Below are 18,360 nucleotides of genomic sequence, written 5' to 3'. Positions count from 1 at the left end.
TGCTTTGTTAAAACAGCCTACATTAAAGGTGTGATTCGAATATCTGCGATTTGCGCTTCGTTCTTTTCACCCTCAATACCACCAGCGTAGATGTAGGTTTCATTCGATTTGAGGTAACTCATATTGAAGTGGTCCTTCAGCGCGATCTGATAGGTTTTCCCCTGCTCCAACGCTACTTCAATTGGCGTTGAGTAACGCATACCTTGGTTTTCACCAATATGGCCCATCTGCAAGTAACCTTGACCAACCACTTTACCTGCATCATCCAATACCTCTAACAGTTTCACGGTATTCGTGATGCCAGTATTAAGTTGCCCTAGGTTATTGTTGTACCAAGCATCGAACTGGTAAGTGCCCGTTACAGGGGCTGTAAACGACTCTGCACCTTTTACGATGCCACTGTCTTTACTCACCGTAACCACTGAGACATTATCTTTGAGTGGCTGATATTCGCCATCGAGTTTGATGCGGATCTCTTCACCGACACAAACTGGTTGGCTTGGGTTAGAACGGAAGCCTTTATCGTTAATGCTTTCAGCCAAATAACAAGCAAAACCTGTTGGCGTATCGGAATAAGATTGAGCAATCACGTTCTTTTGAATCAGCTCGCCATTGCGATACAAGTTCACGTTGTACTTGCTCGTCACGTCAATCGAAACCGAATTATCAACGCTTTTTACCACCAATGTTGGCTCTTGCGGAGAATAAACGCGACTGTCTTCACTCACATACGGTTTCACCCCAGAAACTAAAGTAATGCTGCTATCTACATTCACAAACGCGCCCAGTGTCACGTGGAAATGCCCCTCTTCGTCCATCGTGACATTTTCAACTGGGTAGTAACCTGTTTCATCTTTGCTTACTTCAGGCAAGTCAATCGTTACCGAGTAGTTCTTTCCTTTGAAGGCAAAGTTTTCCAACGTGATTTGTTCAGACTGAGCCAACAAGTTATTGCGCACCCAACTTGTGATAAATGGCTTCACTTCCAAATTACCCGTTTCGGTATGGATGCCGAATAGGGTCTCTATCACCATGTTCAAGTAGCCACCCACAGACCAAAGCTGACGCTGAGAGTTAATAACTGGGCCATCCATGCTTGGATCTTCACCATGATCACTATGGATGATGAATGACTTACCAGAAAGCCACTCTAAGTTTTCCATGTTGGATAAATTAGTTGCCGTGCCACGAACCAACGATTGAATCGCATTGTTCGCCGCAGCCACGTTTTGTGTTTGATGCGCGGCGCGCAAGCTGTACGCGGTAACAAATGGCCAAATTGCGCGATTATGGTACACAGGCACGTCCGGTTGTTGAGGGAAGTAAACCGGCACGCCAAACTCACTGTGTGGGTAATTGGCCATGATTTGTTTCGCCTGCGCATCACTTGCCACGCCACTGATGATCGCCAACGCTTCGCCCAACATATCGTATTTGTCGACCGCGATGTCTTTGCCATTGTCAAACAAATAGCTTACGTACATACCGCGTTCGGCATTCCAAAACTGATCGTTGATAGCGGTTTTTAACTGCTCAGCCCACTCGGTGTATTTGACCGCGTTGGTTGAGTCGTACTTCTCTGCCAACTTAGCCGCGAGCTGAATCGCGCGATAGTGAACCACGTTTGTCGATAACGCTTTGCTGCTACCAATCGCATTGACATCGTTTGGCGTCCACGTTGAATACGTTTGCTCACGCCAATCGAGGAAGGATTGTTCACCAGTGTATAAACCGGATTTCGCATCAAAAGCCGCCAGGCGATCGGCTTCAAGTGTATTGCTGATAGCTTTATATGCGCGCTCAGCAAACTGGTTGTACTCTTCTCCATCCAATGCCGAAAGTAAGCGTTCTGCACCAAGCGCCCAAGTCGTGCGGTCGGTACTGATTGGCCAACTGCCGCCAGTGCCCGTGTCTTGCACAATCTGCTCGCCATCGTATTGCTGATCGGTCGTGTCGCGGAAAGCAGACAATTTGAAATTCAAACCATTTTGCACCCGAGTTGGATTCATCAATGCAAGCGAAAGGTCTGCTGCGTACGCCAAATCACGCGTCCACACGTAATGCCACTTCGCGCCCGTCTCAAAAACTTCCGCTTTGATTGGGTTGTTGTAGTTGTAATTGCCGTCTTTGATTTCAGAAACAGCAAGCTGGTCTAGCTCTTTCATCGTCAACGCAAACAACGCGTCAAACGCGACATCATCCGACACCACTCGCGGCCCTGCTTGCTCATTAATCACTAAGCCTTGGTCGAGCGCATCACGCAATTCTGTCGTCGTTGAAATACCAAATTCACGCAGTTCAGCTTTAGGATCTTTCACCGAGAAAATCACGGTATCACTCGAGTCATCGTAATTGGCGAACAGTTTCACTTCTCTGCTCTGATGCCCTTCATGCACCATTGCAGGGTCGAGAATCGCATCAGAGTAGTATTTTTCCGCTTCTTCTTGCGTTGCTTTCGTCACAGTCATTGTCGCGCGACTTTCATCGGCAAAGCTCACAGAAAACTTGTAATACCCTTTGTCTTCAAACGTGATCTCAGAGTTGCAATCATCGTTCATACACGCTTCATTCGTGTCTGGTTTTGGCAGGTACTCCTGAGCTTTATCGAACGCCGCGGGCTCCTCAAAATAGGTGTATTGGATCTGCCAACCCGGATCAGCAATCTTGAACTGATTGCTACCTCGAGCGACGCGCAGTACGGTTTCGTACTCGTTATTACCCAAATAGTTTAGCTTGGCATGCTCTGCCGTGCCCCAATCCCCATTTAAACCACGTAAATATAAGTCGGCTGAAATAATTGGTTTGTCGACCGGCACAGGCGCATCAGAGGAATCTGACCCACATCCAGCAAGACCAATACAAGACGCGACAGCAAGCGCAATAAAACTCGGTTTCATGTTCATCCCTTAGATTGTTGTTTTGGCGACAGTCTAAAGAACACCTTTTTGAGGGGAAAATAGGAAGTCAGGAGCGAGCTATAGATAACATCTATACGTCAGACCCCAACAGTGATGTAGATCTATGAAATGCGCATAATTTCAATCAAATGAGATTACAGATTTGTGATTTATAAATGAAATTGTGCAAAATACCCCTCGTTCTTAGAGGGGAAAGAAAATGGACAAATCTCTGCAGCAATTTTTACTGGTTGCACGCTGCCAAAGCATCAGCGCTGCGGCAAGAATGGCAGGGTTAAGCCAGCCAACGGTAACAAGCAATTTAAAGAAGCTGGAAGAGAATCTCGGCGTGACGCTGTTTGAACGTCATCCTAATGGCATGGTGTTGACCGAATACGGACGCATCCTCTATCGCCATAGCAACGCGATGCAGCATGAATACAACCAAATGATGCAAAGCATTGATGAACGGAAACAGTATCAAGTCGGAAAAATTAAAATGGGTACTGGCGATGCGTGGTGGCCGCTGTTCGTCAAACAAGCACTCAATGAACATCTGACCAAGCAGCCATCGGCATCTACACACGTCGAATTTGGCAACCACTTAGGCTTGATGGATTCATTAATCAACGAACAGATTGAATTTTTCATCGGCCACGAGATTGTCGGCTTGTCGTCTAAATGCGATGTTACGTTTATTCCGTTATTTCAAACGGTTGATGCCTATTTTGTTTCCCCAAACCATCCACTGCTAGGTAAAACCGTCACCGAAGAGATGCTGCACGAATACCCTGCTCTTTCGGTCACTTATGACGCTAAGAAATTCGCTCACGTCATCGATAACCCAATCCCGAAACAAAATGAACGCGAAAGGCAGCAACTGGATGACAGACCGACTTACGAAGTGGATTCTCTGCTCGCCAGTATTGATGTACTGAAAGAAAGCGTCGCGGTGATGTCTTATACCGGCCACCTCAAACCGTATTTGGAATCCTTTGGCTTACGATGCTTAACCATGGAAAACGAACCAAACCCTGGCACCGTCGGGATTTATCGCCACCGCCGAGAAACCTCTGAATCGCATCTAGATCTGATTGCTGGCATCACTCAGCGCGCTAAATTGCTCAACTAGAAAGTCCAAAAACAGGCGAACTCTTTTCGGTTGATATTGGCGGCTTTTATAAATGACATGTAGATCCGCTTCAGCGCCTTGCGAAAAGGCGCTGAAGTTTTTCATATACCCATCCAAAACCGTTACTAAACGTTGCTGTTTGAGGTCTTGCTGAATATCTAAAATCGATTTCAACGCAATCCCCGCCCCCTCCAACGCCCATTGTCGAATCACTTCACCATCATCAGAAAAGCGCTTTGGCGTGACCGTGATCGTTTGGTGAGACTCTTCATCTTTAAAGTGCCACGTCTTTAATTCTTCATTGCTGCGCACCATGGCTAAGCAGCGATGGTCCGCGAGATCTTGTGGACAGTTTGGGACACCTTGCTTCGCCAAATAATCAGGTGACGCGCACAGCACGCGTTGACTCGACGCCAGCCTGCGCGAAATGAGATTACTGTCCGCTAACTCACCGTAACGAATCACTAAATCGAGCCCCGATTCAGCCAAGTTCGATAAATTGTCATTAAGATAAAGATAAGGCGTCACATCCGGATATTGCTCAGAAAAAGCCGACACCATCGGCGAAATAATTTGTTTGCCAATATCTCGTGGAGCTGAAATTTTCAACGTTCCGCGCACTTCCGAAATACCCGTTTGCAGCAAGTTTTCCGTCTCTTTCACGCTATCAATGATGTTCAGACAAGCTTGATGGTACATTGCCCCTGCGTCCGTGAGTGATACGTGGCGTGTGCTTCGGTTGAGCAGCTTTACACCATAGCGTTCTTCTATCGCTTGCAGCCTTGCCGTTACCGTCGCCGGAGACAAACCTAACTCCCTTCCCGCCGCTGCCAGACCTTGATGTTTAACGATGCTAACAAACAACGTCATATCCGAAAACTTATCCACCTTCGCGCCCTTATTATTTGGAAAAACTGAATAATCAATTCAGATATAACCCAATTATCAAATTAAGTCGAATCCATATACTGACCCTATCGACATTGTTTAGACCCAGAACGTTATGTGACAGGGCAAAGTTAAACGCCGTAACGCTGTTCAACGCACAACAACACGCCCTACCCAGCCAAGAGATAGGAAACAAAAAATGAAACTGTACATTTATGAACATTGCCCCTTTAGCGCCCGCGTCCGTTTTGTCGCAGGCATGCTGAATATTCAGCTCGACGTCATCAACATTGCTTATGACGACGAGAGCACCACCACAAACATCATCGGCGCAAAACAAGTTCCTCTTTTGATCAAAGACGATGGTGAAGCGATGGCGGAAAGCTTAGACATCATCAACTACTTCCTTGAATTGGCATCTTCCAAAGAAAGCAGCCAACCCTCAGCACCGGTTTTAGACTGGCAAAAACAAGCGTTTTTACCGCTACAAAAAGTCGGGTATCCGCGTTGGTCAAACATGACGTTACCGGAATTTGCAACAGAAACCGCTAAACAAGCATGGCGTGCAAAAAAAGAAACCGAAGCGTTAAATTTTGAAGCCTTGATTAACGATACACCTGCGATTGCGAAAGAAGTCGCCGCTTTGATAGAACAAACCAAACCCTTGCTCAACCTAAGTTCAGAAAAGCAAACGTCACTGGTTGACCAAGCCATTATGTTCTCCATTCTACGCGGTTTTTTCAGTGCGCCCGAAGTGCAATGGGATCCAGCCGTACTTCACTGGATGGCAACCGCTCGTAAAGCGACCAACGTGCCAGTACTTATCTGAGGAGCGCAACATGAAACAAAGAACAAATAAGCTGTTTGAACCAGCTCAACTAAAAGCGTTGTCACTACAAAACCGTATTGTCATGGCACCAATGACTCGCGCACGCACCACTCAGCCGGGCAACATCCCGAATGAGATGATGGCAACGTATTATCAACAGCGCGCTTCTGCCGGGCTGATCATTTCCGAAGCCACGCAAATTTCGGACGATTCTCAAGGCTATTCGTTCACCCCTGGCGTTTACACCGATGCGCAAGTGGCGGGCTGGCAGGGTGTGACCCAAGCGGTCAAATCACAAGGCTCAGCGATGTTTTGTCAGCTATGGCATGTGGGCAGAGTGTCTCACCCAACATTCCAAAATGGTGAACAGCCTATCGCACCATCTGCGCTCGCTCCGGTAGAGACGCAAGTTTGGATTGCAGATGAACAAGGCAACGGCAATATGGTCGATTGTGTTGAGCCTCGCGCCATGACACAAGCGGATATCAACCGAGTTGTCGGTGATTTCGCGAACGCAGCCAAACGCGCCATTGAATCGGGTTTTGATGGTGTAGAAATCCACGGCGGGAATGGGTATCTGATCGATCAGTTCTTAAGAACCAACTCAAACCATCGAATAGACAACTACGGCGGTTCACGAGAAAATCGTATCCGTTTTCTTATCGAAGTAGTGGATGCAGTTATCGCCGCTATTGGTGCGCATCGAGTTGGGGTGAGATTGGCACCATTCATTACCTTTAAAGATATGGACTGCCCAGATATCGTGCCAACGATCTTAGAGGCATCAAAACAGCTACAGGAGCGCGACATTGCCTACTTGCACTTGTCCGAGGCCGATTGGGCCGATGCACCAACGATTCCAGAGACGTTCCGAATCGAACTTAGAAAGCGCTTTCGCAACGCTATCATTGTCGCAGGTCGCTACAATCCTCAACGAGCAAACGAAGTGTTAGAGAAAGGCTACGCGGATCTTGTCGCATTCGGACGACCATTCGTAGCAAACCCAGACTTGGTCTCTCGATTGCAACATCACCATCCGTTGGCAGAACTCGATGGCTCAACGTTGTTTGGCGGAAACGAACGAGGCTACACCGATTACCCTGCTCTGCAACAGGAATGCGCAGAACAGGCCTAACAAAAAAGCCCCAACCTAGCTGCTACGGTTGGGGCTGTCACCAAACTAAAATTGGTTTTAGCTAGCTAAATCTGGCTAAGAGTTAAATCACTTCTAACGCGCCGCTGCGCCAAGGTTCGATAACCACTTTGATGTGGTCATTGGGAGTCATTAACTGTCTAAACGCATCTTCCACACCATCGATCCCTACTTTGGCAGTGAGCATTTTCTGCCAAGGCAACGTATGTTCGGCAATCGCTTGTAGGCATTGCTCAAACTCGTGCGGTTGATAGTAGTAAGAGAATCTCAAGTCGAGCTCTTTTACCGTCGCGTACGCGTAGTTAATGATTGCGGGTGTAGTATGGATACCCGAGATGACGATTCGCGCTCGGGCAGGGGCGCGGCGCAGAAAATCGTCAATCAAAGTATGCTTGCCAACACACTCGTAAATGACCAGACGTGAGTTCATCGCGTACTGCTCACCAACGGCGATCTCGTCTTCCTTGGTCGAGTTGATCAATCGATTTGCGCCAAACTCACTAGCAAGTTGCAGTTTCTCTTCCTGAAGATCGACCGCAAGAATATTGCTCACACCACGTTGTTTCAGTGCAGCAATCACCGCCAACCCTATAGGGCCGCAACCGACAACCAGCGCGGTTTCTTCCGTCTCGATTTCACTGCGATTGACCGCGTGCAAACCGACCGCCAGTGGTTCGGTTAATGCCGCCGCCTCAGACGGCATTCCGTCTGGGACAGGTAGCAATAACGCTTCATCAAGCAGGAAGTACTCAGAGTACGCGCCATAAGTACCCGGAGTAACACCAACGCCCGCGCCATTTTGACTGAGCAACATCGGCACTGAGGTGACTCGGCTACCAACGGACAACGTTTGCTGCGTACCGGCACCGTATTCGACAATTTCCGCACAGAACTCGTGCCCTAACATCACTTGAGCGTGCTCACCGGCTTCATCAGGTATCAACCCGAGCTGGTGGAATACATCAAATACCTCATCCGCGTGTCGAGTAATGTGAAGGTCGGAGCCACAAATGCCACAGGCAAGGCTGCGAACCAACACTTGTCCCGCTGCAGGTTTGGGGATTTCGACTTGCTTCAGGCGGACACTACCATCCTGCATTATGATACTGTTCATCTGTTGCATGGGGTTACTCCGCTAGCTCATCGCTGAGACCAGCAATCGCACCCGGTTTGATGTAGCGCGCGGTGAAGCCTTGTGCTTTCGCTGTTGCAATAACAACTTGCTCAATCCAACCTGCATCCATGATGTTGATGAAGTTACCCTCGTCGTCAAAGTTAATGTTCGCACCTTGGATCACCATAAAGCCATCTGCACCACCCGACTCTTCTGGACAGTGAAAGGTATGAATCGAACCGCCCGGCTCATATAAGTAGCTACCAGAAGTTTGGACTTGATCTGGGTACTCAATGTAGTGCCAAGCGCCACTCAGCGTATAGAAATGCACCACGCCAGTGTGGAAGTGCTTAGGCAGAGTGATACCCGGTTTGAATTTGGCACGAATCACCCAAGTACCGTTTTCTGGGTCAAGAAACAACGGGTAAACATCAACACCCGGTAACGCGTCTTTGATGAGCGACTCCTCATTGGTATTAAGAGTTAATAAGAAATCTTGGTGCTGAATAACTTCTGGTAATGACATAACTTACATCCTCGCTATTGCTGTAATGTGGCGTACTCGCCTATCCCATAAGTGGGTACTTAAAATTCTCGAAACCGTCAGATGCGCTGATGGTACAACCGTTGATACAGTTGGCTTTCTCGCTGACCAGAAACGCCACCACATCAGCAATCTCTTCTGGTTGTGTGAAGTTTTGACGCATCTGTTCTTTGCGGATGTGGTCCCACAGGCCAATCTCTTCGTATTGCCTTAACATAGGAGTATCAACGCGTCCCGGAGCGACAGCGCAAACACGAATACCCAATGGTGCGAGTTCTAATGCGGCGCATTTGGTCATCATATCGACTGCGGCTTTACTGACGTTGTAGGTAAAGGTCATCTCAGACGCCATTCGTGCGTAAACAGAAGAAGTATTGAGGATCACGCCCGGCGTGCCTTGCGCTTGGAATTGTCTTCCAGAGGCAAGAATGCCGTAGTAAACGCCATTTTGGTTGACCTTAGAGATCGGCTCAAAATCGGCAATTGGGTCGTGGTCAAGCAGAGGTTTCGGTGCACCGATGCCCGCGTTGTTGACCATGATGTCAAGCGAGCCAAACTGTTCAACCGCGCACTTCACCATAGCTTCAACTTGTTGGTAATCGGTGACGTCCGCGACAAAGGTTCCCAACTGCTTTGGGTCAAAACTTGTGTACATTGGCAATGATTGTTCTGAAATATCGACAGCAAGCACTTTGGCTCCTTGCTCTCTCAGCTTTGCAATGATGGCTTGGCCAATTCCACCAGCTGCCCCAGTCACAATGGCAGTTTTATTGATAAGTTCCATACAGCTTCTCATCCATGCGTTGTTGTTATCGAAATGTAACTTAGATCAACTCACTGGCACTCACTTGACCTTTTACGAAGTAAATTTGATACATTGCGATTTACAACCTGTTAACATTTAAAAATCGAGACATGTATATCGTACGAAGTGGCGCTGCCGATAAATTTGATAGCTTGGTTTCCGAACTGGGGCAGAATCCGGTTGAGATTATGGCTGCCGCCGGGCTGTCTGCGGCGCAGTTTCGCAATCCCGATACGTATCTCGCCTACCCTAGGCTGGCTGAATTGCTGGAGGAAGCGGCTGCTCGTTGTCAGCAACCGCTGTTTGGCGTGTTGCTCGCCGAGCGTCAAAACCTACAGAGCTTGGGAGACTTGCCAATGCTGGTTTCCCGGGCGCAAACGGTCGGTGAAGCCTTGGCGCGGGTGAATGATTTTCTCTATCTGCATTCGTCAGGGGTCACTCTCAACATGACGCCACAAGATGATTGGGTACGGTTGTCGCTCAATATTGATGTGCACAGCGAACGAGGTATCGCGCAGTTGATGCAGCTCAGTGTGTCGCATCTGGCGATGTTTATTGCCAGTCTGCTTGATATTGAAGCAAGTCACTTCGCGCTACATTTGACTCAACACGCAACATTGGAAGTAGAAAAAAGCAAGTTTGCCCAGCAGAACAAACTGCGTTTCGGTGATAAGTTTGACGGTATCCTACTTAAAGCGACTCTGCTTAACGCTAAGAACCACCAAGATGAAGACGCACTAGAGCGCCATTTTCAACAGCACCTCAAAGAGCTGCAAACCCGTTACCCCAACAATCTCAGTGACCAAGCAGCAAACATGATTGGCCGTCTGCTCTCAACCGGAGAATGCAGCGTTGAGCGCGTTGCAAGAGCATTGGACCTGCATCCGAGAATGCTGCAAAACAAGCTGAAACAACAGGGCACAAATTATCGACAGCTTTTACAACAAGTGCGTCAGGATTTCGCCGAACAGCGATTGCATGAGAATATTCAGAGTATTACCGATATCGCGTTGCAACTGGGCTATGCAGAAACTGCGGTCTTCAGCCGCCACTTTCGTCGCTGGACGGGAAAATCACCAAGGCAATGGCGACAAGAAAAAACTCAGTTACAAACGTTTAAGCCCATCAGTTAAAAGCATAAATAACCTATCGTTCAAACCAAAAAGTGTGAGGTGGGAGGGTTGGTATCGAGAATTTCAGCAATCACAGATAACCCGTGTTTGATGTAGCCTCGGTTTGTTTCTGCTCCCAAGCTGATTCGCACGTAAGGCATTGGCTGATTAGTATCGAGAACAAACGGTTTATATCCAGTGATCTGCACCCCTGAACGCTTAGCCGAAGCAACCAGGTCATCGCTATTCCACTGCTCGGGTAGTCTCAACCAAATGTGCTGTCCATTCGGGTGCGAGCTATAAACATGCCCTTCTAAAGCGGCTTTTGCTATTCGCTGTCGCTTAGCAAACTCATTGACTTGAAAGCGAATAAGTCGATTTAACGTACCGTTTTCGATCCACAAATGAGCAACTTCAAATGGTAATGGAGTCGCAGACCAACTCGTTGCCGCTAAACGACCAATCGCGTGCTGCAAAAAATGACGTGGGACCGTCAGATAGCCAGTGCGCATGCCTGGCGCTACAACTTTGGTTAAACTGGTGACATAGAAAGCTTGTTCGGGTAACAATGTGGCAAGGGGTGGGACACGGTTAGGTTCTAGTGCTCCATACACGTCATCTTCAATGACATAGATGTCGTATTGCTGCGCAATATTCGCTATCGCCTCTCGGCGTTCAACATCCATATGCGCACTAGTCGGGTTAGCCATGCTCGGTGTGCAACACAATACCTTGATTGGTTTGTGTTTACATGCCCATTCAAATGCATCCGGCGTTATACCAAACTCATCCATTTCAAGTGGTTGCAACTTAAATCCAAGCATTCTCGAGCGAGAGATCAAGCCATGATCAACCAAGTGACCACAAGCAACTACATCACCGTGTTCAACAACTGTGCTTAAAGCCAACGTTAAACCATGGCATGCACCATTTGTGAGTAATATTTGATCGGCACCCACATCCAGCCCTTGGCTACTTAGAAATCGTGCTCCTGACTCAATATGATGAGGCTGACCTGTTACCGGCTTTGCTTTACTGATCAAACCACGATTGTTTGTTTGCCCAGCAATCGCCATTAACGCCTGATTAAAAAGCGTAATGTGGCGATCGGTCACCACTGGATGTGCAATCGACATATCAATTTCATCCGGCGTTTCTTTCATCTCTTGTGTCAGCATGAACTCCGTGTCCGTACTTTCATCCACAAAACCTGATTTGACAAAAGTACCATTCCCAACCCAAGACTCGATCGCCCCTTTTTTCTCTGCATAACCATATGCATGGCTCACCGTTTGTACGCTGACGCCAATTTGCTCTGCAAACTCACGATGTGTGGGTAATCGAGTCCCCGGTTTTAGATAACCACTGCGGACACATTCGACAAGATAGTTACCAATGGAGATGTATTTAGCGGTGCCTGGCCGAATGATCGGGTTCAAAGAAATTGTCATGACACAATATTTTAATTGATTCATTTTTAACGCTCATTGTAACTTCCATTTAACAAATGGCGAACTTTAACTCACAAAATGAGGTGAAATGCACAAAAATAAACCACAATTGTAATGATTGATATGAAATGTATGGGTTAAACAAACATGTTAAACAGCATCGTTTAATCCAAATACAACCCCAGAGGTAAGTTGCAATCATTTTTAACGCAGATCTGGCTAGCTGGTAGAAGGTAGAAATACCTCAGCGTCTCCGAAGGCCCATAAGGCGTCGGATTTCTAACAAGGAGAAAATATGAGAGGCGTTGCTTTGCATTTTACACTGGATGAGTTCCAGGATCGGTTAACGAAAGTTCGGCAATCGATGGAAGAAAGAGAATTGGATGTCCTTATCATTCATGACCCTTCTAACATGGCGTGGCTGACAGGCTATGATGGGTGGTCTTTTTACGTGCCACAATGTGTCGTTGTTGGTCCATCTGATGAACCCGTTTGGTTTGGACGCTGCCAAGATGCCAACGGAGCATACAGGACTGCGTATATGTCGGCAGAAAACATCACCTACTATCCAGACCATTATGTAATGAATCCGCCGCTACACCCGATGGATTTCCTGGTCGAAGCCGTACTGGCTCCGCGCCTTTGGGATCGTGGTCGTATCGGTGTAGAAAAAGATAACTATTACTTTAGCGCCACCGCTTACGAATCACTCACCACGCACCTACCGAATGCTCAACTTCTCGATGCAACTGGACTAGTCAACTGGTGCCGCGCCGTTAAATCCGATCAAGAACTGGCGTACATGTACCGTGCCGCTCGCATTGTTGAAAATATGCACCGTGTCGCGTTCGACATGATTGAACCAGGATTACCGAAACACCACCTTGTTGCCGAGATTAACCGCCAAGCCGTGCTCGGGCATGAAGACCACTTTGGCGATTACACCGCGATTGTGCCGCTTTTGCCATCAGGTTCTGATGCTTCCGCACCTCACCTGACTTGGGATGACAGACCCTTCAAGAAAGGCGAAGGGACGTTTTTTGAAATTGCAGGAGCGCACCGCCGTTACCATTGTCCACTCTCTCGCACTATTTTTCTTGGCGAGCCTGACGACAAGTTTAAACGAGCCGACGAAGCCCTAACTTTAGGGCTTGAAGCAGGCTTAAAAGTGGCAAAGCCCGGAAATACCTGCGCCGACATCGCCAATGCACTAAACCAGGTTCTCGATAAAGCGGGATTCTCACGCGAAGGTGCCCGTTGTGGCTACCCAATAGGTTTGAGCTACCCACCAGATTGGGGGGAACGAACCATGAGTTTGCGAGACACCGATAAAACCATCTTGAGAGAAGGCATGACATTCCATTTTATGCCGGGGCTGTGGTTCAAAGATTGGGGGTTAGAAACAACGGAAAGTATCGTCATTACCCATGATGGAGCAAAAACATTGTGTGATTTTCCACGCCACTTATTTGTTAAACACTAATTTTTCAAACCTTAAGCTCTGTTGAGCCAGGTCTGAGAACTAAAAGGACTTGATATGCAAAAAAGCTCGATCACAGCCACCATAGACTTTGACCGAGAAGGTGTACAGCACGGCTTTTTAACGCTGCCCTATTCACATGACGACTCCGCTTGGGGCAGTATTATGATACCTATCACCGTGATCAAAAATGGTCACGGACCAACCGCACTGCTTACTGGCGGTAATCACGGAGACGAATACGAAGGCATCACCAGCCTGCTAAAATTGACGAACTCGCTTCAGGCAGATCAAATCCAAGGTCGTGTCATTATTGTACCCATGATGAACTTACCTGCGGTACAAAATGCCTCACGTACGTCGTTTATCGATAAAGGGAATTTAAATCGCAGCTTTCCTGGCAACCCCATAGGCACAGTGACCGAGAAAATTGCGGATTATTTTACTCGTTACCTAGTTCCTAAGTGCGATTTTGCGTTAGACATTCACTCAGGTGGTAAAACGTTAGATATCGTGCCGTTCGCCGCTGCCCATCGTCTCGACAATCTCGATCAAGAAGAAGCCTGCATATTAGGTGCAAAACTGTTTGGCGCACCTTACACCATGATCTTGCTCGAAATGGACGCCACCAGCCTGTATGACACTGCCGTGGAGTCTCAGGGAAAAATCTTTGTTACCACCGAACTCAGAGGAGGCGGAACCAGCACTCCAGAAACAATCGCTTATTCCGACCGTGGCATTCGCAACTTCTTACGCTTCTCAGGCAACTTGCCCGGTGACTACGAACAACCAACCCAACCAACTAAGTTATTAGATATGCCAGATGCAAGTTGTTATGTGCAAAGCCAACACCACGGCATCACAGAATACTTATTTGATCTTGGCGATACCGTCAAAAAGGGCGATGTATTAGTGAGAATCTTCTCGACCGAGCGCACAGGTACCGCCCCCGTTGAGTACAAGTCACAGCGCAATGGTATTTTCGCGGCACGTCGTTTTCCTGCTATGGTGAATATCGGTGACACTATCGCAGTTATAGCCGAAGACTGCGGCGAGATAGGCTGATTGAAAAGCCAACTAAAGAAATCAAAACAAATGGCATACCAGAAGCAAACTGGAAAGCACCTTATAACAGCGACCAGTCATCAGCCTTTCATGAAATGATTAGTATTCAACAGGGAGACTCATAATGCGCCTCGATCGCTACGACGTAAAAATTCTACAAATACTTCATGATAATGGTCGTATCACCAAATCTCACCTTGCCGAGGCCATCAACCTATCCGTGAGCCCTTGCTGGGAGCGCGTCAAAAAACTGGAAGAAGCAGGCATCATTGAAGGTTACGGAGCAAAAGTAAATACCGATATTTTGTTCAAACGAACGTCAGTTATGGTTGAAGTTACGCTCAAAGAACACAACGCCCAAGCGTTCAAACGCTTCGAGCAACTGGTTCAACATTCACAAGAAGTCACTGATTGCTATGCCACGGGCGGTGGTGTCGATTACATCCTTAAAATTCAGTCAGAAGATATCGACCAATATCAGCGGCTTATCGACAACTGGTTAGACTCAGATGTGGGCATTGAGCGCTACTTTACTTACATTGTGACAAAAACAATCAAACGTGATGCGGGCACATTCGAAGTAAACCAAAACGCTTTGTTATAAAAGGGAAAATGCGTATCAGGCGTGAACAGAAAAAACACCATATTTAACGGCACTAAAAAGAAAGTTCTGACGTTTTAAACCTCGGTATCAGAAATTATTTCGGTCACTTCTCCATTACAGTTTCATTATGGACAACGATGCTGGGAGAAGGACTCATGGCAGCACTGCACAGCTTACACGCTGAAGAATTAAAAGCCTCGCACGACATGATGGCGATAATGAAAGACGTACGTTTGGTGAGAGGTTTAGCGTACGTGAATGGCAAATGGGTAAGTGGTGATCAATTTCATCCGGTGGATAATCCAGCAGATGGCACGGTCATCGGTTACATCACTAAGCTATCTCAGCAACAACTCTATCAAGCGATTGATGAAGCCGACCAAGCCTTTCGTCAATGGCGAAAAATGCAAGCAGAAGAGCGCGCTGAAATTCTCATGCGTTGGCACGACCTGATTCTAGAATCAAAGCAAGACCTTGCTCATTTGATGGTGATGGAGCAAGGAAAAACACTAGGTGATGCTGTAGGTGAGATTGACTACGGCGCATCCTTTGTTCGTTGGTTTGCCGAAGAAGCACGCCGCTGTTATGGCGAAACCATCCCAAGTCATATTCCGAATGCGCAGCTATCAACGGTGCGCGAGCCAATTGGTGTCGCAGCTCTGATTACACCATGGAATTTTCCTAATGCCATGATCACACGCAAAGCCGCAGCCGCACTAGCAATAGGCTGTCCGGTGCTCATTAAGCCCGCCAGTGAAACGCCTTTTTCTGCGTTAGCGTTGGCAGAGTTAGCAGACCGAGCTGGCTTTCCACCTGGTGTATTTAACGTTATCACTGGCGATGCGATGATGGTGTCACAAACCTTGTGCCACTCCGATAAAGTCAAAGCGCTCTCGTTCACAGGCTCAACTCGAGTAGGCAAACTATTGCTACGCGACGCGGCACAAACCGTGAAGAAGTGCAGTATGGAGCTCGGTGGTAACGCCCCTTTCATCGTGCTGCCAGATATGGATGTCGAGCAAGCAGCCAAAGCCGCCGTGGATGCGAAGTTTCAAACCGCAGGACAAGACTGCTTGGCCGCAAACCGTATTTTCGTCCCTGACGATAAGTACGAAGCGTTTTTGGAAGCGTTTGCCAAAGAAATGAGCCACATCGTTTTGGGCAATGGCTTAGACGAAAAAACCACCATGGGACCGCTTATTAATCGCACTGCGGTGGATAAAGCGCATGATTTGGTGCGTGACGCGCTCGACAAAGGCGCGCGATTGGTAGCGGGATACCACCAGCCCGTGCCAGGCGAAAACTTCTTCGCGCCGACATTGCTAGCCGATGTAACCCCTGAAATGGCGGTGTATCGCGAAGAGAATTTTTGTCCTGTGGCAGGCGTATTGCCTTACCAAGACTTAGATACCGTGATTGAAATGAGCAACGACACTGAGTACGGCTTAGCTGCCTATGTTTATGGTCACGATATTCACCAAATTTGGCACTGCATGCGCGGTTTGGAGTTTGGCATGGTGAGCGTGAACTCCGTCAAAATGACAGGGCACCCTATCCCATTCGGCGGCGTGAAACAGTCTGGTCTTGGACGAGAAGGAAGCCGTCACGGATTTGAAGAATACAGCGAAATCAAATACTGCTGCTTAGGCGCTTTACCAACCGTCAGTGGCAGTTGAGACACGAAATATGGATATCCAATTATTCGAGGAGAAGGATCATGAGTAACAAAACCCAACAACTTTTAGAGATCGATCGTCAGAGAGTATTTCATGCCTCAACCCACCTGAAGCAGTATGCGGCCGGGGAGCTTTCGGGAAGAATTATCTCGAGCGGAAGCGGAATACGCATCACCGATTCAGAAGGCATCGAGCTGATAGACGGCTTTGCCGGGTTGTATTGTGTGAACATTGGCTATGGCAGGACTGAAATGGCCGATGCGATTTATGAACAAGCCAAAGAACTGGCGTACTACCACACGTACGTCGGCCATACGAACGAAGCGCTCGTGACACTGTCAGATCGCATCATCAAAATGGCGCCTGAAGGCATGAGCAAAGTTTACTACGGCATGTCAGGCAGCGACGCGAACGAAACTCAACTTAAGTTGGTGTGGTATTACAACAATGCTCGTGGTCTACCAGAGAAGAAAAAAATCATTTCGCGTGACCGCGGCTACCATGGTTCAAGTATCGCGTCCGGTTCAATGACAGGTTTACCGTTGTTCCACGCCCATTTTGATTTACCACTTGAGCGTATCAAACACACCATCGCGCCATATTATTATCGCCGTGAAGACGAGAGTATGTCTGAGCTTGAATTCTCTCAATATTGCGCAGATCAACTCGAAGCGATGATCTTGGAAGAAGGCCCAGAAACGGTAGCAGCAATGATTGCGGAACCAGTGCTCGGTACTGGCGGTATTGTGCCACCACCAGCAGGGTACTGGCAGGCGATTCGCAAAGTACTCGACAAATACGATGTACTCTTGATTGCGGATGAAGTGGTGTGTGGCTTTGGTCGCCTCGGCTCCGATTTTGGCTCACTCCACTACGACATGAAACCAGATCTCATCACGGTAGCGAAAGGGTTAACCTCAGCGTATCAACCGCTGTCTGGCGTGATCGTCGGTGAACGAGTTTGGAGTGTGCTAGAAAACGGCACCGACCAATGGGGCGCTATCGGACACGGTTATACCTACTCTGGTCACCCAATGGGAGCGGCAGCCGCGAACTGCAACCTCGATATCATTGAGCGTGAAGGCTTAGTGCAAAACGCGGCCGAAGTCGGCGCTTACTTGCAGCAACGTATGGCAGAGACGTTTAACGATCATCCATTAGTCGGTGATACTCGTGGCGTTGGCTTGTTGCATGCGTTGGAGTTTTCTTCAGACAAGCTTCGCCGAGCACACTTTGATCCAAACTTGAAAGTAGGCCCGCAAATCGCGGCGGCCTGTTTAGAGCAAGGCTTAATCGCTCGCGCTATGCCACATGGTGACATCCTCGGTTTTGCTCCACCGCTTATCGCGAATCGCAACGATATAGACACCATTGTCGACAAAGCGCATCAAGCGGTAAACAAAGTGATGGATAACCTCGTCACATCTAAACAGTGGCAACCATAACCCACCTAGATTTCAGTAATGCTCGCGGGCTTTGGAGAAGGCCCGCTTTGCACTTTCCATTAAAGAGATAACAAGCCAACCAAACATTTTAGACCCATAGAAAGCACTATTATTTACTACAAGTGGCAATAGTGGGTAAAATGCCCAAAATTGCGCACTAACTGG

General features: G+C 47.9%; 15 protein-coding genes. 9 read left to right on the top strand and 6 right to left on the bottom strand.

Features of this window, described 5'->3' with window-relative positions:
* Positions 1–17: 17 nt before the first annotated feature.
* Positions 18–2,897, bottom strand: a complete 2,880-nt coding sequence (locus tag UQW94_RS07275) for an MGH1-like glycoside hydrolase domain-containing protein (protein ID WP_322142144.1) — start codon at positions 2,895–2,897, stop codon at positions 18–20.
* A gap of 220 nt (positions 2,898–3,117) precedes the next feature.
* Here UQW94_RS07275 and UQW94_RS07270 point away from each other — a divergent pair, with 220 nt between their 5' ends.
* Complete coding sequence (locus UQW94_RS07270) at positions 3,118–4,029, top strand: LysR family transcriptional regulator (RefSeq protein WP_005392753.1); 912 nt, start codon at positions 3,118–3,120, stop codon at positions 4,027–4,029.
* Here UQW94_RS07270 and UQW94_RS07265 read toward each other — a convergent pair.
* A complete protein-coding gene (locus UQW94_RS07265) occupies positions 3,982–4,917 on the bottom strand; it encodes a LysR family transcriptional regulator (RefSeq protein ID WP_322142143.1) in 936 nt (311 codons plus the stop codon). The two genes, UQW94_RS07270 and UQW94_RS07265, sit on opposite strands and share 48 nt — an antisense overlap.
* A 199-nt stretch (positions 4,918–5,116) precedes the next feature.
* Between UQW94_RS07265 and grxB the strand changes: the two genes are divergently transcribed.
* On the top strand, positions 5,117–5,746 hold the full coding sequence (gene grxB, locus UQW94_RS07260; RefSeq protein ID WP_213970312.1) for a glutaredoxin 2: 630 nt from the start codon (positions 5,117–5,119) through the stop codon (positions 5,744–5,746).
* A 10-nt stretch (positions 5,747–5,756) separates the two neighbouring features.
* On the top strand, positions 5,757–6,881 hold the full coding sequence (locus UQW94_RS07255) for an alkene reductase (RefSeq protein ID WP_213970311.1): 1,125 nt from the start codon (positions 5,757–5,759) through the stop codon (positions 6,879–6,881).
* A gap of 82 nt (positions 6,882–6,963) precedes the next feature.
* Here the strand turns inward: UQW94_RS07255 and UQW94_RS07250 are convergent, their stop codons facing one another.
* From UQW94_RS07250 to UQW94_RS07240, 3 genes are read right to left on the bottom strand one after another with little or no spacing between them, the layout of a single operon-like run.
* Positions 6,964–8,022: a zinc-binding dehydrogenase gene (locus UQW94_RS07250; RefSeq protein WP_322142142.1), complete on the bottom strand. Its 1,059-nt coding sequence runs from the start codon at positions 8,020–8,022 to the stop codon at positions 6,964–6,966.
* 4 nt (positions 8,023–8,026) lie between these two features.
* Positions 8,027–8,539 carry a 2,4'-dihydroxyacetophenone dioxygenase family protein gene (locus UQW94_RS07245; protein WP_104976255.1) on the bottom strand — a complete coding sequence of 171 codons (513 nt, stop codon included), beginning with the start codon at positions 8,537–8,539 and terminating at the stop codon, positions 8,027–8,029.
* Between the two features lie 40 nt (positions 8,540–8,579).
* Positions 8,580–9,341 carry an SDR family oxidoreductase gene (locus tag UQW94_RS07240; protein ID WP_322142141.1) on the bottom strand — a complete coding sequence of 254 codons (762 nt, stop codon included), beginning with the start codon at positions 9,339–9,341 and terminating at the stop codon, positions 8,580–8,582.
* A 131-nt stretch (positions 9,342–9,472) separates the two neighbouring features.
* Between UQW94_RS07240 and UQW94_RS07235 the strand changes: the two genes are divergently transcribed.
* Entirely contained in the window at positions 9,473–10,495 is a 1,023-nt protein-coding gene (locus tag UQW94_RS07235; RefSeq protein ID WP_213874343.1) for a helix-turn-helix domain-containing protein, read from the top strand.
* Positions 10,496–10,515: 20 nt separating this feature from the next.
* On the opposite strand, the gene UQW94_RS07230 is transcribed toward UQW94_RS07235, so the two are convergent.
* On the bottom strand, positions 10,516–11,949 hold the full coding sequence (locus UQW94_RS07230) for a PLP-dependent aminotransferase family protein (RefSeq protein WP_213874344.1): 1,434 nt from the start codon (positions 11,947–11,949) through the stop codon (positions 10,516–10,518).
* 271 nt (positions 11,950–12,220) lie between these two features.
* Between UQW94_RS07230 and doeA the strand changes: the two genes are divergently transcribed.
* From doeA to UQW94_RS07205, 5 genes are all read left to right on the top strand, one after another.
* A complete protein-coding gene (doeA, locus tag UQW94_RS07225) occupies positions 12,221–13,408 on the top strand; it encodes an ectoine hydrolase DoeA (protein ID WP_005373780.1) in 1,188 nt (395 codons plus the stop codon).
* Between the two features lie 54 nt (positions 13,409–13,462).
* Positions 13,463–14,470 carry a N(2)-acetyl-L-2,4-diaminobutanoate deacetylase DoeB gene (gene doeB, locus UQW94_RS07220; protein ID WP_005373782.1) on the top strand — a complete coding sequence of 336 codons (1,008 nt, stop codon included), beginning with the start codon at positions 13,463–13,465 and terminating at the stop codon, positions 14,468–14,470.
* 124 nt (positions 14,471–14,594) lie between these two features.
* Positions 14,595–15,074 (top strand): Lrp/AsnC family transcriptional regulator, encoded by a 480-nt coding sequence (locus UQW94_RS07215; protein WP_053349313.1) that lies wholly within the window; start codon positions 14,595–14,597, stop codon positions 15,072–15,074.
* A gap of 155 nt (positions 15,075–15,229) precedes the next feature.
* Entirely contained in the window at positions 15,230–16,750 is a 1,521-nt protein-coding gene (locus UQW94_RS07210; RefSeq protein WP_262639733.1) for an NAD-dependent succinate-semialdehyde dehydrogenase, read from the top strand.
* 41 nt (positions 16,751–16,791) lie between these two features.
* Positions 16,792–18,195: an aspartate aminotransferase family protein gene (locus tag UQW94_RS07205; RefSeq protein ID WP_005373789.1), complete on the top strand. Its 1,404-nt coding sequence runs from the start codon at positions 16,792–16,794 to the stop codon at positions 18,193–18,195.
* Positions 18,196–18,360 lie beyond the last annotated feature (165 nt).

It is taken from the genome of Vibrio sp. PBL-C16, from assembly GCF_034321865.1.
Taxonomy (GTDB): Bacteria; Pseudomonadota; Gammaproteobacteria; order Enterobacterales; family Vibrionaceae; genus Vibrio; species Vibrio alginolyticus.
Note: the sequence above shows the minus strand (reverse complement) of the source record. Positions and strands in the feature narration are given on the sequence as shown.

Bases quoted from the DNA above. Each gene is read 5' to 3' on its own strand.
- UQW94_RS07210 (WP_262639733.1), top strand. From the start codon at position 15,230: ATGGCAGCACTGCACAGCTTACACGCTGAAGAATTAAAAGCCTCGCAC.
- UQW94_RS07205 (WP_005373789.1), top strand. From the start codon at position 16,792: ATGAGTAACAAAACCCAACAACTTTTAGAGATCGATCGTCAGAGAGTA.
- UQW94_RS07240 (WP_322142141.1), bottom strand. From the start codon at position 9,341: ATGGAACTTATCAATAAAACTGCCATTGTGACTGGGGCAGCTGGTGGA.
- doeA (WP_005373780.1), top strand. From the start codon at position 12,221: ATGAGAGGCGTTGCTTTGCATTTTACACTGGATGAGTTCCAGGATCGG.
- doeB (WP_005373782.1), top strand. From the start codon at position 13,463: ATGCAAAAAAGCTCGATCACAGCCACCATAGACTTTGACCGAGAAGGT.
- UQW94_RS07235 (WP_213874343.1), top strand. From the start codon at position 9,473: ATGTATATCGTACGAAGTGGCGCTGCCGATAAATTTGATAGCTTGGTT.
- grxB (WP_213970312.1), top strand. From the start codon at position 5,117: ATGAAACTGTACATTTATGAACATTGCCCCTTTAGCGCCCGCGTCCGT.
- UQW94_RS07215 (WP_053349313.1), top strand. From the start codon at position 14,595: ATGCGCCTCGATCGCTACGACGTAAAAATTCTACAAATACTTCATGAT.
- UQW94_RS07275 (WP_322142144.1), bottom strand. From the start codon at position 2,897: ATGAAACCGAGTTTTATTGCGCTTGCTGTCGCGTCTTGTATTGGTCTT.
- UQW94_RS07255 (WP_213970311.1), top strand. From the start codon at position 5,757: ATGAAACAAAGAACAAATAAGCTGTTTGAACCAGCTCAACTAAAAGCG.
- UQW94_RS07250 (WP_322142142.1), bottom strand. From the start codon at position 8,022: ATGCAACAGATGAACAGTATCATAATGCAGGATGGTAGTGTCCGCCTG.
- UQW94_RS07230 (WP_213874344.1), bottom strand. From the start codon at position 11,949: ATGAATCAATTAAAATATTGTGTCATGACAATTTCTTTGAACCCGATC.
- UQW94_RS07245 (WP_104976255.1), bottom strand. From the start codon at position 8,539: ATGTCATTACCAGAAGTTATTCAGCACCAAGATTTCTTATTAACTCTT.
- UQW94_RS07270 (WP_005392753.1), top strand. From the start codon at position 3,118: ATGGACAAATCTCTGCAGCAATTTTTACTGGTTGCACGCTGCCAAAGC.